The sequence below is a fragment of the Mycobacterium sp. genome, from assembly GCF_965277065.1.
In the GTDB taxonomy this organism is placed as follows: domain Bacteria; phylum Actinomycetota; class Actinomycetes; order Mycobacteriales; family Mycobacteriaceae; genus Mycobacterium.
The window spans coordinates 319125-335279 of sequence record NZ_CBDIBT010000017.1; the positions used below are offsets into that span (position 1 = coordinate 319125).

General features: G+C 66.3%; 14 protein-coding genes and 5 pseudogenes. 5 read left to right on the forward strand and 14 right to left on the reverse strand.

Annotated elements, in window-relative coordinates:
- Window positions 1–8: 8 nt before the first annotated feature.
- The 5 genes and pseudogenes from ACQY5A_RS09945 to ACQY5A_RS09965 all read right to left on the reverse strand — a co-directional run.
- Window positions 9–2753, reverse strand: a pseudogene (locus tag ACQY5A_RS09945) (aminotransferase class I/II-fold pyridoxal phosphate-dependent enzyme); the annotation flags it as partial.
- Between the two features lie 86 nt (window positions 2754–2839).
- Complete coding sequence (locus ACQY5A_RS09950) at window positions 2840–3199, reverse strand: antitermination protein NusB (RefSeq protein WP_428340205.1); 360 nt, start codon at window positions 3197–3199, stop codon at window positions 2840–2842.
- A complete protein-coding gene (gene nusB, locus ACQY5A_RS09955; RefSeq protein ID WP_428340206.1) occupies window positions 3196–3714 on the reverse strand; it encodes a transcription antitermination factor NusB in 519 nt (172 codons plus the stop codon). The genes ACQY5A_RS09950 and nusB overlap by 4 nt, the downstream gene beginning before the upstream one ends.
- Window positions 3711–4274 carry an elongation factor P gene (gene efp, locus ACQY5A_RS09960; protein WP_428340207.1) on the reverse strand — a complete coding sequence of 188 codons (564 nt, stop codon included), beginning with the start codon at window positions 4272–4274 and terminating at the stop codon, window positions 3711–3713. The genes nusB and efp overlap by 4 nt, the downstream gene beginning before the upstream one ends.
- A gap of 14 nt (window positions 4275–4288) precedes the next feature.
- Window positions 4289–5404 carry a M24 family metallopeptidase gene (locus tag ACQY5A_RS09965; protein ID WP_428340208.1) on the reverse strand — a complete coding sequence of 372 codons (1116 nt, stop codon included), beginning with the start codon at window positions 5402–5404 and terminating at the stop codon, window positions 4289–4291.
- A 33-nt stretch (window positions 5405–5437) separates the two neighbouring features.
- Here ACQY5A_RS09965 and ACQY5A_RS09970 point away from each other — a divergent pair, with 33 nt between their 5' ends.
- Window positions 5438–6163: a B-4DMT family transporter gene (locus tag ACQY5A_RS09970; RefSeq protein WP_428340209.1), complete on the forward strand. Its 726-nt coding sequence runs from the start codon at window positions 5438–5440 to the stop codon at window positions 6161–6163.
- Here ACQY5A_RS09970 and aroQ read toward each other — a convergent pair.
- The 4 genes and pseudogenes from aroQ to aroC all read right to left on the reverse strand — a co-directional run bounded on the left by aroQ (window position 6160) and on the right by aroC (window position 9562).
- Window positions 6160–6597 (reverse strand): type II 3-dehydroquinate dehydratase, encoded by a 438-nt coding sequence (gene aroQ, locus ACQY5A_RS09975; protein ID WP_428340210.1) that lies wholly within the window; start codon window positions 6595–6597, stop codon window positions 6160–6162. The genes ACQY5A_RS09970 and aroQ overlap by 4 nt on opposite strands.
- Window positions 6594–7682 (reverse strand): 3-dehydroquinate synthase, encoded by a 1089-nt coding sequence (aroB, locus tag ACQY5A_RS09980; RefSeq protein WP_428340211.1) that lies wholly within the window; start codon window positions 7680–7682, stop codon window positions 6594–6596. The genes aroQ and aroB overlap by 4 nt, the downstream gene beginning before the upstream one ends.
- Before the next feature lie 134 nt (window positions 7683–7816).
- A pseudogene (locus ACQY5A_RS09985) lies at window positions 7817–8341 on the reverse strand (shikimate kinase); the annotation flags it as partial.
- Window positions 8342–8347: 6 nt separating this feature from the next.
- Window positions 8348–9562: a chorismate synthase gene (aroC, locus tag ACQY5A_RS09990; protein WP_428340212.1), complete on the reverse strand. Its 1215-nt coding sequence runs from the start codon at window positions 9560–9562 to the stop codon at window positions 8348–8350.
- A gap of 134 nt (window positions 9563–9696) precedes the next feature.
- Between aroC and ACQY5A_RS09995 the strand changes: the two genes are divergently transcribed.
- On the forward strand, window positions 9697–10827 hold the full coding sequence (locus ACQY5A_RS09995; protein WP_428340213.1) for a ferredoxin reductase: 1131 nt from the start codon (window positions 9697–9699) through the stop codon (window positions 10825–10827).
- 16 nt (window positions 10828–10843) lie between these two features.
- The gene (locus tag ACQY5A_RS10000) at window positions 10844–12052 is read left to right on the forward strand and encodes a fatty acid desaturase family protein (RefSeq protein ID WP_428340466.1); all 1209 of its coding nucleotides are present in this window, start codon (window positions 10844–10846) and stop codon (window positions 12050–12052) included.
- On the opposite strand, the gene ACQY5A_RS10005 is transcribed toward ACQY5A_RS10000, so the two are convergent.
- Both ACQY5A_RS10005 and ACQY5A_RS10010 read right to left on the reverse strand, forming a co-directional pair.
- Window positions 12049–12456: a hypothetical protein gene (locus ACQY5A_RS10005; RefSeq protein WP_428340214.1), complete on the reverse strand. Its 408-nt coding sequence runs from the start codon at window positions 12454–12456 to the stop codon at window positions 12049–12051. The two genes, ACQY5A_RS10000 and ACQY5A_RS10005, sit on opposite strands and share 4 nt — an antisense overlap.
- 140 nt (window positions 12457–12596) lie before the next feature.
- Window positions 12597–12749: pseudogene (locus tag ACQY5A_RS10010) on the reverse strand (type II toxin-antitoxin system ParD family antitoxin); the annotation flags it as partial.
- A gap of 144 nt (window positions 12750–12893) precedes the next feature.
- Between ACQY5A_RS10010 and ACQY5A_RS10015 the strand changes: the two are divergent.
- Window positions 12894–13142 (forward strand): annotated as a pseudogene (locus ACQY5A_RS10015) (type II toxin-antitoxin system VapB family antitoxin); the annotation flags it as partial.
- A pseudogene (locus ACQY5A_RS10020) lies at window positions 13139–13556 on the forward strand (PIN domain-containing protein). The pseudogenes ACQY5A_RS10015 and ACQY5A_RS10020, both read left to right, overlap by 4 nt.
- 91 nt (window positions 13557–13647) lie before the next feature.
- On the opposite strand, the gene ACQY5A_RS10025 reads toward ACQY5A_RS10020, so the two are convergent.
- From ACQY5A_RS10025 to mltG, 3 genes are read right to left on the reverse strand one after another with little or no spacing between them, the layout of a single operon-like run.
- Window positions 13648–14067, reverse strand: coding sequence for an A24 family peptidase (locus ACQY5A_RS10025; RefSeq protein WP_428340215.1), 420 nt, complete (start codon window positions 14065–14067; stop codon window positions 13648–13650).
- Between the two features lie 10 nt (window positions 14068–14077).
- Entirely contained in the window at window positions 14078–14884 is an 807-nt protein-coding gene (locus ACQY5A_RS10030) for a shikimate dehydrogenase (protein WP_428340216.1), read from the reverse strand.
- Window positions 14874–16034: an endolytic transglycosylase MltG gene (mltG, locus tag ACQY5A_RS10035; RefSeq protein ID WP_428340467.1), complete on the reverse strand. Its 1161-nt coding sequence runs from the start codon at window positions 16032–16034 to the stop codon at window positions 14874–14876. Before mltG ends, ACQY5A_RS10030 begins: the two co-directional genes overlap by 11 nt.
- Window positions 16035–16155 lie beyond the last annotated feature (121 nt).

Genomic DNA, 16155 nt, shown 5'->3' on the forward strand with positions numbered 1-16155 from the left:
TCACGCTAGCCGAGTACGGTGTCGGAGCCGCGTGCCGCGTTGATCCGTTTCAGCACGTCCTCGGTGAACACCGACAACCCGAGATCGGGGTTGTATCCGTGAATCTCCTTGACGTCGAGTTGAGCCAGGAAGTACAGGATCTGCTTGGACACCAATTGCCCGGGCACCAGCACCGGGAAGCCCGGCGGGTAGGGTACTACGAATCCGGTTGACACCAAAGACTTTCCGTCGGCGAGTCGTCGACCCGCCTCCCCCAGCATGACGTGTTCGCGGTCGGCGTCTTCGTAGCCCGCGTAGAACGCCGAGCGCATGTCGCCGAAAGAGCTGGCGTCATCCGGCCGGAAGGCGTTGTCGAAATGGCTGAAGTCCGGCAGTGGCGGCAGGTCCTCGGTGATCTCTTCGACACGGCGTTGGTGCAGGGCGCGGTCGTCTCGACTCGCCGCGTCCTCGGTGTGGTCGAAGTCGGTGGCGACCCGGCGCAACACGTCGAGCAGGTAGTGCACGCTCGACCAGGTCACCCCGATGGTGAAGATCAGCAGCACACTGTTGATCGACGTCTTGTTGATCTGGATGCCGAACCGGTCCATCAGGATCTTCTCGCGGAAGTCGTAGCCGTTCATCCCGGTCTTGCCGATGAACAGGGTCACCCGGGTCGGGTCGAGCACGAACTGGTCGGACCGCCACGCCTCGTTCCAATCCGCCAGCGCGCCTTGGCGCACCTGCCGGTACGAGCTGACCGCCGACAGCCTGAATTCGTCTGGCACCAAATCGGATTCGTCAAGGATGCGGAACCACTTGCTGATCAACCGGTCCTTGCGGACGCGATGGCGGAAGACCAGCGCCATGTCGTAGACGTAGCGCACCATCTGGAAGCCCTCGATGTCGACCTGACGACGGGCCAGGTCCAGCGAGGCGAGCAGTTGCTGGTTGGGCGAGGTCGAGGTGTGCGTCAGGAACGCCTCACCGAACGCGTCGCGGGACTGCGAGTTGAAGTCCTGGTCGCGGACGTGGATCATCGACGCCTGCCGCAGCGCCGACAGCGACTTGTGGGTGGAGTGGGTGGCATACACCCGGACCCGAGCCTGACTGGGGTCAGGTAGCAGCCGATGCTCGCCCCACTGGCTGCGGTCGATGCCTTGCATGTCCTGCTTCCACTGCAGGTACTCCTGGGCGTACGCCGGCGACGACAGCATCAGTTCGAGTTGCTCGGCGGCGACCATCGCGGTGCGTTGCCGCGCCCACGGGACAGCGGTGGCGAACGCGTACCAGGCCTCGTCCCACAGGAAGCAGATGTCCGGCTTGATTGCCAGCACTTCCTCCATCACTCGCCGCGGGTTGTAGACGACACCGTCGAACGTGCAGTTGGTGAGCAGCAGCATGCGCACCTTGCCCAGCTGCCCAGCGGCTTCGAGGTCGAGCAGCGCCTTCTTGATCGTCTGCAGCGACACGGCGCCGTAGATCGCGAACGGCTGCAGCTCGTAGGCGTCGAGGTAGAGCGGGTATGCCCCGGCCAGCACCAGGCCGTAGTGGTGCGACTTGTGGCAGTTGCGGTCGATCAGCACGATGTCGCCCGGCCGGGTCAGTGACTGCACGACGATCTTGTTCGCGGTCGAGGTTCCGTTGGTGACGAAGTAGGTGTGGTCGGAGTTCCAGGTGTGCGCGGCCTTGTCCATCGCCTTCTTGATGTTGCCGTGCGGGTCAAGCAGCGAATCCAGGCCACCCGAGGTGGTCGAGGTCTCGGCCATGAAGATGTTGCGGCCGTAGAACTCGCCCATGTCCTGCAGCGTCTTGGAGTTGAAAATGCTGGCGCCGCGCGCGATCGGCAGCGCGTGGAATTGGCCGGCGGGGCGCGCCGCATAGGCGCGCAAGGCATCGAAAAACGGTGTGGAATAACGGTTTCTGATGCCACCGAGCACCGTGCTGTGAAGGTCGGTGACGTCGTTGAGCCGGTAGAAGGTGCGGTCGTAGACTCCCGCGTCGTCCTCGGTCTCGGCCGCGATCGACTCGTCGGTGAGCAGATAGAGATCGATGTGCGGCCGCAGCTCACGGATCCATTCGCCGCACTCGATCCAGTCGTGGGTGCGGTCGGTGGCCACCACCTCGTCGTTCGGCCCGAGCAGCGTGGTCATCAGCGGCACCCGGTCACCGGACCGCAGCGGGATGTCGTGCCGGATGATGGCGGCTTGGATCTCGCCGTTCAGCGCGACCGCGGTGATGGCGTCCTCGACGCTGGAGACCACCAGCAGCTCGAACTGCACGTCGTCGCCGATGTCGCGGATCGCGCGCAGGCGTTCGGCCAACCCCTCGGGCGCGCTGATCGGCGCATCGTCGGCGAGCAGGACCGTGTAGAACTGCTGCTCCTTGGCCCGCGACACCAGCTCCTGGTCGGCCAGCGACAGCGATGTATCGAACAGGGCTGCGCGATCGCCGTATTCGGAGAGCAGCCGGACCGCCAGCGACACCTGCTCGGCCAGGCTGACGGTAGCGAGCTGATCCAGATAGGCGCAGTACGTCGCGAGGTTCTCCGGGCCCGGGTAGATCCAGTAGCGCTCGTAGGCGCTGAGCCGATTGAGCAGGCGCCGGACCCGCGCGGCCTCGTGGGTGGTGTCCATCCCGGCGCGGTCGACGACGGCCAGCTGGTGACACGCGTCATCGAGCAGGTTCCAGGTGTCGATGCGCGAATAGGACGGGTTCGCCACCGCCGCCAGCGCGGAGACACACAGCCGCCTTGGATGTCTGCCGTCTCGATCCATCACGCCAGTGTGTCCCTCCGTCCACGACGATGCGGGCGTTTTGTCACCTGTACCCGCATTGCCCCATCTGTCACAACAGGCTGGTGTCAGACCTCGAAGTCGTCGTCGGTTTTTCGACCGCGGGTGATCGGAATCCAGCGCCTCGGCGGCGTCACCTCGGTGACATCGGTCAGGGCTCGCACGACGACCTGGGTCAGCGCCATGATCGCGGCCATCACCGGAAGCAGCGGTCGCAATGGCGTCGCCGCGGTGCGCACCGTCTCGATGCGGCGGGCCAGCACGAGACGCTCGATCGAGTGATACAGCCACGCACCGACGCCGAGCGCGTAGATCGCCAGCGCCGCCGCGATCGCCGCCTGCCCGTAGGCCGCGCAGAGCACCGCACCCAGCACCACGGTCGCCGCGAGGATCGCGGCGATCGCGACGCGTAACTCCAACCTGGTCATGACTCCGCGGCGGGCTCGGGGTTCGATCGACCGGATGGGCCTGATTGGCTCGCCTGGACCGCCTGCGCGGCCGCCCGGATCTGGGGGGTCACCAACATGACCTGGCCCAGCACACCGTTGACGAAACCCGGTGAGTCGTCGGTGGACAGCTCCTTGGCCAGCTCCACCGCTTCGTCGACGGCGACCGGCGCCGGTACGTCGTTGGCGTGCAGCAGCTCGTACACGGCGACCCGCAGTATGGCGCGGTCCACCGCGGGCAGCCGATCCAGTGTCCAGCCCTGCAGGTGCGAGGCGATCAGGTCGTCGACGTGGACGGCGTGTTCGGTGACGCCGTGAGCGACGGTCACCGTGTAGGGATGCAGGGCCGCGACATCGTCTTTGGCCGCCGCCAGCGCGGTGCGCGAGTCGGCTGCCTCGGCCGGGGTCAGCCCGCGGGCCTCGGCTTCGAACAACAAGTCGACGGCGCGCTTACGAGCCTGGTGGCGTCCTTTGACAGGACGCGCGGGTCGGCTCACGCGTTGACACGTCCGAGGTAGCTGCCGTCGCGGGAGTCGACCTTCAGCTTGTCGCCGGTGTTGATGAACAGCGGAACCTGAAGCTCGGCGCCGGTCTCCACGGTCGCCGGCTTGGTGCCGGCGCTGGACCGGTCGCCCTGCAGGCCGGGCTCGGTGTGGGTGACGACGAGTTCGACGGTCACTGGCAGCTCGAGGTACAGCGGCGCGCTGTTGTGGAACGCCACCTGCACCGGCAGGCCCTCCAGCAGGAACCGGGCGGCGCCGCCGACGAGCGACTCCGACAGCGGGTGCTGCTCGTAGTCCTGGCTGTCCATGAACACGAAATCGGTGCCGTCGCGGTAGAGGAAGGTGGCGTCGCGCCGGTCCACCGTCGCGGTCTCCACCTTCACTCCGGCGTTGTAGGTCTTGTCGACGACCTTCCCGGAGAGCACGTTTTTCAGCTTGGTGCGCACGAAGGCCGGGCCCTTGCCCGGTTTGACGTGCTGGAAGTCGGTGATCTGCCACAGGTTCCCGTCGATCACCAGTACAAGTCCATTTTTGAAGTCGGCAGTGCTTGGCACGGTCGGTGAATCTCCTACAGGATCGCCAGTTCCTTGGGGAACCGGGTGAGCAATTCCGGTGCGTGTCCGGAGGTCTCGCCTGCCACCACCAGCGTGTCCTCGATGCGGACGCCGCCACGCTCGGGCAAATAGACGCCGGGCTCCACAGTCACGACAGAGCCCGCACGCAGTGTACCGGCGGCGGTGGCGCCGATTCCCGGCGCTTCGTGGATCTGCAGGCCGACACCGTGGCCCAGACCGTGGCCGAAGTGCTCGCCGTGGCCCGCATCGGCGATGACCAGCCGTGCGGCGGCGTCGACGTCGCGTAGGTCGGCCCCGGGTCGCAGCGCTTCCCGGCCGGCTCGTTGCGCGTCGACGACCAGCTGATACACCTCCAGCTGCCAGGCCGCCGCTTTACCGGCCTTGCCCAGCACGAAGGTGCGGGTCATGTCGGAGTGATAGCCGCCGACCAGCGCACCGAAGTCGATCTTGACGAAGTCGCCGGGGGCCAGCACTGCTTCGGTGGGCCGGTGATGCGGGATTGCCGAATTCGCCCCGCTGGCCACGATCGTCTCGAAGGAGATCCCGTCGGCGCCGTGGTCGAGCATCAGCGCCTCGAGCTCGCGGCCCACCTCACGTTCGGTGCGGCCGGGTCGCAGCTCCCCGCGGTCGACCAGATCGGTCAGCGCGTTGTCGGCGGCCTCGCAGGCCAGCCGCAGCAGCGCGACTTCGCCGGCGTCCTTGATCTCCCGCAGCGCCTCCACGGTCTGCGAGGCGCGAACCAACTCGGTGCCACCATCGGCATCTACCAGCGAAGCCACCAGCGCGTCGTAGCCGTCCACGGTGACGACATGACTCTCGAAGCCCACCCGCCGTGTCTTGGCGGCCGCCGCGCGCCCAGCCAGATACCGGCCGCAGGCCCGTTCGATCGCCACTTCGAGGTCGGGCGCCTGCTGGGCGGCCTGGGTGCGGTAACGCCCGTCGGTGGCCAGGACGGCGTCATCGCTGTCGGCAAACACCAGCAACGCCGCATTCGACCCGGTGAAACCTGACAGGTAACGCACGTTGACAAGGTCCGTGACCAGCATCGCGTCCAGTTCGGCCGCGCGGAGTTCAGCTCCGAGTGCGGCTCGCCGCTGGGAATGTGTCACGCCAACTGACGCTACTCGCTACGCTGTGGCCCCATGACTAACTGGATGCTGCGCGGCCTGGTCTTCGGCGCCGCGATGGTCGTCGTTCGGCTGTTTCAAGGAACGCTGATCAGCGTATGGCAGACACAGGCGGCTGTGATCAGCATCGTCCTGCTGGTTCTGTTCATCGTGGGCGTGGTCATCTGGGGTGTCATCGACGGACGCGAGGACGCCTCATCCAACCCCGACCCGGACCGCCGCGAAGACCTGGCGATGACGTGGCTGCTGGCCGGTTTGGTCGCCGGGTTGCTCAGCGGCGCGGTGACGTGGCTGATCGCAGTCTTCTACAAAGCCCTCTACGTCGGCGGCCTGATCAACGAACTCACCACGTTCGCGGCGTTCACAGCGCTGGTGGTGTTCCTCGGCGCGATCGCCGGGGTGACCGTGGGCCGCTGGCGGGTCGACCGTTCCGGCGCGTACAAGCCGAAAGACGGCTCAACCGCTGGGGGCGACGACGAGCGCGCCGACACTGACGTCTTCGCCGCGGTTCGGTCAGAGCAGCCCGCCACCGAGGGGGGTGCGGTCGCCGAATGGCCGCACGAGCAGTCGACCGCGGTCGCGACCGCCGAGCGCGGCGAGCACCACCACGCGCCGACGGCCTACAGTCACGAAGCCGCGGAGACGGCCGAGGCTCCCGCGCGCGGCACCGAGAAGACCGATGCGCTGCCGTCCCACGAACCGGCCACCGAGCACATCGAGAAGCCGAAGGCCGACAGCTAGCCGTTCAGGCTGGCCAGAAAACGCAGCGCGAGCAGGTAGCCCTGCACGCCGCAGCCCACGATGATGCCGGTCGCGACCGGGCTCAAGTACGAATGGTGCCGGAACTCTTCGCGGGCAAAGACATTGGAGATGTGTACCTCGATCAACGGCGCCCTCAACTCCGCGCAGGCGTCGCGCAGCGCGATCGACGTGTGCGTCAGCCCACCGGCGTTGAGGATCACCGGCTCCCCGGCGTCAGCAGCCAGGTGGACCCAATCCAGCAGCTGAGCCTCGCTGTCACTTTGGCGGACAACGGCTTTCATCCCGAGTCCGGCAGCCTCGCGTTCGACGAGTGCCACGAGGTCGTCGTGGGTGGTGTCGCCGTAGACCTCCGGCTCGCGGCGGCCCAGCCGACCGAGGTTGGGCCCGTTGAGGACATGTACCGTCGCGCTCATCGCGTGCCCACCTCCGCGTAGGCGGCCGCCAACAGCGCCGGGTCGGGGCCCTCCAGTCGGCCTGGCTTGGCCAGCCCGTCGAGTACGACGAACCGCAGCACCCCCGCCCGGGTCTTCTTGTCGCCGACCATCGACTCCAGAAGTTGCGGGAGCGCGTCGGAGTCGTAGCTGATCGGCAGTCCGAGGGAGGTCAGGATGTCGCGATGGCGCTGCGCGGTGGCGTCATCGAGACGCCCGGCCAGCCGGCCCAGCTCGGCGGCGAACACCATGCCCACCGAGACCGCGGCGCCGTGACGCCACTGGTAGCGCTCGCGGCGCTCGATTGCGTGGCCCAGAGTATGGCCGTAATTCAGGATTTCGCGCAGGTCCGATTCCTTCTCGTCGGCGGCCACCACCTCGGCCTTGACGGCGATCGCGCGCCGGATCAGCTCGGGCAGCACCTCCCCCGACGGGTCCAGCGCGGCCCGCGGATCGGCCTCGATCAGGTCGAGGATCACCGGGTCGGCGATGAAGCCCGCTTTGACGACTTCGGCCATACCGGCCGCGATCTCGTTGGGCGGCAACGTCTGCAGCGTTGCGAGGTCGACCAGCACGGCGGTCGGCTGGTGGAATGCGCCGACCAGATTCTTGCCGGCATCGGTGTTGATGCCGGTCTTGCCGCCGACCGCAGCATCGACCATCGCCAACAGCGTGGTCGGCACATGCACGATCGATACACCGCGCAGCCAGGTCGCCGCGGCAAAGCCGGCGACGTCGGTCGCGGCGCCACCACCGAGACTCACCAATGCGTCCTTGCGGCCGATCCCGATGCGGCCCAGCACTTCCCAGATGTAACCGACAACGGGCAGGTCCTTGCCGGCCTCGGCGTCTGGGATTTCGATCTGGTGTGCATCAATGCCCTTGTCGGCCAGATGGTTTCGGATCGCCTCGGCGGTGTGGACCAGCACGGGCTGGTGCAGGATGGCGACCCGGTGCCGGCCGGCGAGCAGTTCGCCGAGCTCGCCCAGTAGCCCGGTGCCGATGACGACCGGATAGGGCGGCTCGACGGCCACTTGCACGGTGACCGGTTGGCGGGAGTCCGTCATCTGCCCGCCTCGCGACGAGCCGCGGCCAGCGCTGCCGGCGTGGCGGGCGTCGGCGGTGGTCCGGTGCGGGCCTCGGGCGCGCTGGACTCCCCTGGGGCCGGCGTGCGGCGCCACGGCGGTCGGCGTCGATTGCGGGCAGCGATGCCGAGTTTCGGATCGTTGAGGCGGCACACGATGTGGCGGACCACGGCGCCGGGGTTGCGACGGTTGGTATTCACCCGGATCGTGGCGACCTTCCGATAGAGCGGCACCCGCTGGGTCATCAGCGCGCGGAACTTCTCAGCGCGGTCCGGTCCGGCCAGCAACGGCCGCACGGTGTTCCCGCCGGTGCGCCGAATCCCCTCGGCTGCAGTGATTTCCAGGTATACGACGGTGTGACCGGCCAGCGCGGCGCGCACCCCAGCGGTGGTGACGGCGCCGCCGCCCAGCGACAGGACGCCGTCGTGGGATTCCAGCGCCGCCCGGATCACCTCTTCCTCGATCCGGCGGAACTCCTGTTCCCCGTCGGTGGCGAAGATGTCGGCGATGGCGCGTCCGGTCTGCTGCTCGATGGTCGCGTCGGTGTCGAGCATGGCGACGTCGAGCGCTTTGGCCAGGCGTCGCCCTATCGTGGACTTACCGGATCCCGGCAGTCCCACCAATACGGCTTTGGGGCCCATGAGCAGCTACCCGGACGCCCGAGCTTCGCTGACCGGCTCTCGCTCGGCGACCGACCGCAGGTACGACTCGATGTTGCGCCGCGTCTCGGTCAGCGAATCTCCGCCGAACTTCTCCAGCGCAGCGCGAGCAAGGACCAGGGCCACCATGGTCTCGACGACGACGCCGGCAGCCGGCACCGCACAGACATCGGAGCGCTGGTTGATCGCGACGGCTTCTTCGCCAGAGGTCATGTCCACGGTGGCCAGCGCGCGCGGAACGGTGGAGATCGGCTTCATGGCGGCGCGCACCCGCAGCGGCTCACCGTTGGTCATGCCACCCTCCAGACCACCGGCCCGGTTGGTCGAGCGGATCACACCGTCGGGACCGGGGTACATCTCGTCGTGGGCACGACTGCCGCGTCGCCGGGCGGTTTCGAAACCATCGCCGATTTCGACGCCCTTGATCGCCTGGATGCCCATCACCGCGGCGGCGAGCTGGCTGTCGAGTCGATGGTCGCCGCTGATGAACGATCCCAGACCGACGGGTAGACCGACCGCGACCGCTTCGACCACGCCGCCGAGGGTGTCGCCGTCTTTTTTGGCCGCTTCGATCTCGGCGATCATCGACGCCTCGGCCGCCTTGTCGAATGCCCGCACCGGGCTGTCGTCGATCGCCGCGAGGTCAGCAGCCTGCGGCGGCGGACCGTCATACGGCGTGGAATCGCCGATCGAGACGACGTGGGAGATCACCTCGACGCCGAGGGCCTGTCGGAGGAACCGCCGCGCGACGGTGCCGGCCGCGACACGGGCGGCGGTCTCGCGGGCGCTGGCCCGCTCGAGCACCGGTCGGGCGTCGTCGAATTCGTACTTGAGCATGCCGGCATAGTCTGCGTGGCCGGGCCGCGGACGGGTCAGCGGGGCATTGCGCGCCCCACCTTCCTGGTTCAACGCGCGTTCGTCGACCGGATCGGGGGCCATCACGGTTTCCCATTTCGGCCATTCGGTGTTGCCGATCTCGATGGCGATCGGACCGCCCAACGTCACACCGTGCCGCAAGCCAGCCAGCACGGTGACCTGGTCGCGCTCGAATTTCATCCGGGCGCCGCGGCCGTAACCGAGACGGCGCCGGGCCAGCTGCTCGGCGATGTCGTCAGACGTGATGGTCAGCCCGGCGACCATGCCTTCCACCACAGCCACCAACGCGCGGCCGTGGGATTCACCAGCAGTAGTCCATCGCAACACGAGTCCCATCTTCCCACGACGAGCCCTGTCAGAGAAAAAGCCTTACAGCCGACGCAAGGGTTTACTTACTCGTGAGTAGGGTAATCCCCGCCCGCGTGACCACGGTCACATCGTCCGCGAGCGAGAGGCAGTGAATGACCACACCCCTGAGAAGTGCACTGCGCTGGGCCCGATCCCCGGCTAAAGATGTGGATTCGACGTCCGGCTCATGGGTCAACATGGTCCGCGGCCTAGCCGCGCGAGCGACGACACCGCTGCTCCCGGACGACTACCTGTCGTTGATCAATCCGCTGTGGTCGGCTCGTGAACTGCGCGGCGAGATCGTGGCCGTCCAGGCCGAAACCGATGACACCGCAACGGTCGTCATCCGGCCGGGATGGGGGTTTTCCGGCGACTACGAACCGGGCCAGTACGTCGGAATCGGCCTGCGCGTCGACGGCAAGTGGCATTGGCGGTCGTATTCACTGACGTCGGTTCCCGAACGCGGCGACGAGAAGATCTCGATCACCGTGAAGGCCACTCCCGAAGGCTTCTTGTCAGCCCACCTGGTCAACGGCGTCGAACCGGGCACCATCATTCGGCTGGCATCGCCCAAGGGTGACTTCGCGCTGCCGAACCCACCACCGGAGACGCTGCTGTTCATCACCGCCGGCAGCGGTATCACCCCTGTGATGGCGATGCTGCGAACGTTGCGGGCGCGGGGCCAGACCCCGGACATCGTCCATCTGCACTCGGCCACGTCGAAAAACGCGGTGATCTTTCACGACGAGTTGCGCCAGATCGAGCAGGAGCAGAACGGCTACCGGCTGCATCTCCAGCTGACCGATACCGACGGCAAGGTCGACTTCGCCGAACTGGACGACATCGTCGCCGATTGGCGAGACCGTTCGGCCTGGGCCTGCGGGCCCGGGGCCATGCTCGACGCGGTCGAGAAGGTGTGGCGGGACAACGACATCGACGACGTTCTGCACATGGAGCGGTTCAACATCGCCGCGACCGACAAGGGCGGTGAAGGCGGCACGGTCACGTTCGCCATCTCCGACCAGGAAATCGAGATCGATGGCGCGACAACCATTCTGGAGGCAGGCGAGGAGCAGGGCATCCAGATGCCGTTCGGCTGCCGAATGGGCATCTGCCAGACCTGCGTGCTGCCACTGGAAGACGGCCACGTTCGTGACGTGCGCTCGGGTCAAGAGCATGGCGCCGGCGATCGCATACAGACATGCATCTCAACAGCATCGGGAAACTGCACCATCAAGGTTTGAGAGGAAACCGGTTTCTATGGCTATCACTGACATCAAGGCGTACGCCCATCTGAGTCCACAGGACGTCGAGGATCTGGCGGCGGAATTGGACGCTATCCGCAGCGACATCGAGGAATCGCGCGGCGAACGCGATGCGCAGTACATCCGCCGCGCGATCCAGTTGCAGCGCGGCCTCGCCGCGTTCGGGCGCCTCGCGTTGTTCGCCAGCAGCAGTAGAATCGCTCGCCTGGCCGGTATCACATCCCTGGCGAGCGCCAAGATCATCGAGAACATGGAGTTGGGGCACAACATCATTCATGGTCAATGGGACTGGATGAATGATCCCGAGATCCACTCCACCGAGTGGGAGTGGGACACCGCGTGCCCGTCGTCGCAGTGGAAGCACTCGCACAATTTCGTGCACCACAAGTACACCAACGTCGTCGGTCTGGACAGTGATGTCGGCTACGGGATCATGCGAGTGACCCGAGACGAACGCTGGTCGCCGTGGATGATCGGCAACCCGGTCTACAACCTTTTGCTGGGAACACTTTTCCAGTGGGGCGTCGCGCTGCACCACGTCGAGTCCGCGAAGATCCGGAAGAAAGAAAAAACGTGGGCCGAGGCGCGAAAAGACTTACGCGTCATGGGAAAGAAGATGGGCAAGCAGGCCGGTAAGGATTACATCATCTACCCGGCCCTGGCCGGCACCAACTGGAAGCACACGCTCAAGGCGAACGCCATCGCGAACCTGATCCGGAACTACTGGGCCTACATGGTGATCTTCTGTGGCCATTTCCCCGACGGCGCAGAGAAATTCACTCGGGAAAGCTTCGAAGAGGAGACCCGCGGCGAGTGGTACCTGCGCCAAATGCTCGGCTCGGCGAACTTCAATGCCGGCCCGATCATGGCGTTCATGAGCGGAAACCTCTGCTACCAGATCGAACACCATCTGTTTCCCGACCTGCCCAGCAACCGATACGCCGAGATCGGCGTGCGCGTGCGCGCGGTCTGCGAAAAGTACGACCTGCCCTACACGACCGGGCCGATTCTGCGGCAGTACTGGCAATCGTTCTGGACCATCCTGAAACTCGCCGTCCCGGACAGCTGGCTGCCCGGCACCACCGACGATGCGCCAGAGACCCATTCGGAACAGAAGTTTTCGGATCGGGAGCCGCGCGAGGTCAACGGCAAGCGCTACGGATTGCGCAGCGCGATCGAACGCCGCAGCCCCGCGGCGGCCTAACGCCGCCGCAGCGCGGTCAGCTGCCAGGTACCCAACACCAGCATGACGGCGGCCGCGTCGGCCAGCGCCCAGTTGCCCGCACCGCTCAATCGCGGCCAGCCGAACCATGCCGCCGCTGCGGCGAGCGGTGCCAGCAGGAAGTTGGTGACCACGAAAGCGGCCACCAGTCCGCGCGTCGGTCGGGTCCGGTTTACGACCAGGAGCAGGATCGGCCCGAGGATGGCGAAGGCCAACCCGCCATCGAGAAGCACCGCCTGCGGAACACCCCACCAGTGGGCCAGCGGTCCGCTGAGTGCGGCAACCACCGCGCCTGCGGTGGTCCAGAAGGCGAGGTCGGCGTTGATCGACCGGCGGCGCGGTGCATCGGCTTGCGGTGATCTGGCTGAAAGTGATGTCGTTGTCATACCCAAATGGTCCGACACGATGCGCTGCCGACTCCAGTAACGGCACTGCCAAACGCTGCCAATCAGCGGCGGAGCTGAACTTCAACCGCAGTCAAAATCTGTTCCAGGTCTGCTTGCGCGGCAGGTGAGAACGTATCGGCTTACCGACCGCGCGACTCCTCGGCCCTTTTGCGGCCGAGGAAGGCACCGAAGTCGAACGGTGTCGAGGTGCCGCTGCGTTCGCCGGCGTCGAGTGCTTCGCGTAGTGCCCGCAGCTGAGTCTCGCGGTCCTCAGGCAAACGCATTTCTTCCCTCCCTGCCGCATCAATTATGTGGGTGAGCTTCGCCCGTGGTACTAGCCTGCTCCCTACTGCGAGCTCCGACGCCGATCCGGGGCTGATGTCAGTGTGGGTACCCACTGTTCGACTCGCGACCATCACGATGACGGCGCCAAATAAATATATTTCACTAATGAATTGCTATATAATCGGCGTATGTCCAGACGTACAACCATCGACATCGATGATGCACTCCTGACCAGTGCGCGAGCTGCGCTCGGCACTACCGGGTTAAAGGACACGGTCGATGCCGCCTTGCGAGCGGCGGTGCGGCAGTCGGCACGCGCACGGCTTGCTGCGCGAATCGTCTCGGGTGCGGGTATCGATCGGTCCGAGACACTACTTGCGCAGACTCGTCCTGCGCGGTGACATTGTTCTGCGTCGATACAAGCGCGTGGCATCACGCGGCGACGCCGCAAGTCGCGAACCGATGGTTGGCGGCCTTGTCTGCGGATCAGGTCGGTATCTGTGACCAGGCGCGGTTGGAGATTCTTTACTCGGCGAGGTCCGCCGCCGACTACGACGCACTCGCCGATGAACTCGAAGGCATGGCCCGGATCCCGATTGACAGTGAAACCTTCGCTCGCGCATACCAAGTGCAGCGTGAGCTCGCCCACGCCGGCGGTCTGCATCACCGCAGCGTGAAGATTGCGGACCTAATCATCGCAGCGGCGGCCGAACTCTCGGGCACTGTCTTGTGGCATTACTACGAAGACTACCGACCGGGTCGCTGCGATCACCGGCCAGCGCACGGAGTGGATCGCACCTCGCGAAACCCTTTGACAGGCAGCGTATTTCGGCCTTGCACGACAACGGGGTAAAGACGTCCGGGGTGCGCCAATCGCGTGTCCGATCACCGGGGCCCCCAAGACTTTCAGTTAAGCGCTAGCGCGACGGCAGCCGCACTCGTCAGACACATCGACGGACCGTGCGGCACCGTCCTGGCCGACCAGCCGATCCGCGCCACAATGCCGACTAGAGCGGTCAACAAGGGCGCCGCAATCGCGGCGAGCAACCACACGTCGGCACCGAAACACCCTGTCAACGCGCCTAATCCGAGGGCCAGCTTCACGTCGCCGGCGCCCATCGCCGACGGAGCCAGCAGATGCACCGTGAGATAGGCGAGCGCCAACGCCGCGGCACCGGCCAGCGCCGCCCGACCGTGGCCCGCGCTAACCGCGGCCAGCGTGATCGCCGCGAAACCCGGAATGGTCAACCGATTAGGCAGCCGGCGCTGTCGCACGTCGTAGCGGCTCAGCACCGCCATCCACGCCAGCACCACACCGATCAGCATGGACGGCAGGCTAATCCAACGCGGCCTCCATCGCCGCTCGCGGCGCGGGTAGGCCTGTGAATTGTTCGACTTGCGCGAACGCCTGATGCAGGAGCATCTGCAGACCGCCGATCACCCGACCGCCGGCGGCGCTCACCGCGGCCGCCAGGGGCGTCGGCCATGGGTTGTAGATCGCGTCCAGCAATACCGGCGCGGCGGCGAAGTCGTCGGAGTAGCCCGCAGCCACGTCGGCGGGCAGCGTGCTGACCAACACCTGGGCGGACGCGACCGCATCGGCGACCGAGCCGCCGTTCAGGTCGCAGAACCGCGCGGTGACGCCGACCCGATCGGCGAGCTCGACCAGACCGGTGGCCGAGTCCGCATTGCGGGCTGCCACGGTGATGTCGGTGACGCCCAACTCGGCCAGCGCCACGATCGCCGCCGGTGCGGTGCCGCCGGAGCCGGCGACCACGGCCGCTCCGGACGCGGCGCCGAGTGCACCCATCACGCCGTCGACATCGGTGTTGTCCGCCCGCCAACCACGCGCTGTCTGCACCAACGTGTTGGCCGACCCGACCAACTCGGCCCGGTCGGTGCGCTCGTCGGCACATCGCAGCGCGGCGAATTTCCCGGGCATCGTCACCGACACCCCGACCCATTCAGGCCCCAATCCGCTTACCAGAGCCGGTAATTCATCGGCGTTGCATTCGATGCGCTGGTACGTCCAGCCATCCAGACCCAGTGCCCGGTACGCGGCCAGGTGCAGCTGCGGAGAGCGCGAATGCGCGATCGGCGACCCGAGAACTGCTGCCTTCTTGGGCGTCCGACTATCGGGCACTGTCGAGTACACCGTTGCGCTTGGCCAATTCGATGTTGGCCAGGTGCTGTTGATAGTCGCGGGTGAACAGCGTGGTGCCCTGCGGGTCGATGGTGACGAAGTAGAGCCAGTCACCGTCCTCGGGATGCTCGGCCGCTGTCAGCGCGTCGGTGCCGGGCGAACAGATCGGTGTCACCGGGAGTCCGTCGGTCGCGTAGGTGTTCCACGGCGTGGTCTGGGCGCGGTCGCCGTCGGTGGTGGCCACCTCGCGCCGATCCAGTGGATAGTTCACCGTCGAGTCGAACTCCAACTTGCGATGCTCCGTGAGCCGGTTGTAAATCACCCGAGCGACTTTCGCGAAATCCTGCGGCTTGGCCTCACGCTGAACCAACGACGCCACCACCAGAACGTTGTACGGCGACATGTTGATGACGGTGGCGTTGTCCTGCAGACCCAACTTCGAGTACAGCTGCGAACTCGAGTTGATCAGCCTCGATAAGATCTCTTCCGGCGACGCCGACGGGTTGACGTTCCACGTTCCAGGCGCGATCAGCCCCTCGATCCGGCGGTGATCCGAAGCCATCGCCGTCACCGACGACACCGCCCAGGGCGGCACCAAAAGTGAAGGCCCGGATGCTTTTTCGGCAGCCGCGCGCAAATCGGCGTCGGCCACGCAGTGCTTGTTGCCGTCCAATTCGACGCAGGTGGCCTTGGCGATCATCGTGAAGATGCCGGGCGTGGTGGCGTTGGTCTTGACGTCGGAGGTGTCGTCGAGTTGCTGACCCTCGGGTATCACCAGCTTGCCCACTCGGCTGCCCGGATCGACGAGCCGCTTCACCGCCGTCGCCGCCGGAAGCTCGGTGCGTAGTCGGTAGTAACCGGGCTGGATCGCCGAGATCGCCTGATTGCCTTGCGCAGCTTCGAGAAACACCTTGACGGTCCGGACCACATCTTGCTTGTGCAGCGTCTCGCCGATCGCCGTGGTCGAGTCTCCGGCGTGCACCTCGATCACCAGATCTTGCTTGCCGTCACCGGCGAAGTCGTTCTGCGGGCCGAACCCATGCCACACTTTGGACCCGACGAACACCGCGGCGATGACAACCCCGATCGCCAGGCTGACCAGGATTCCGCGGGTCGTTTGGCGTCGACGACGTTCCCGCTCGGCACGCATCCGATCGGCGCGCGAACGCCCGCGACGCGATGACCCGACCGACACTGGACGAGCACGAACGCTGCTACCGGCTTCGCCGGCCTTGCGAACGCCACGGGTCTCTGGCGGCGTCCCGCTGCTA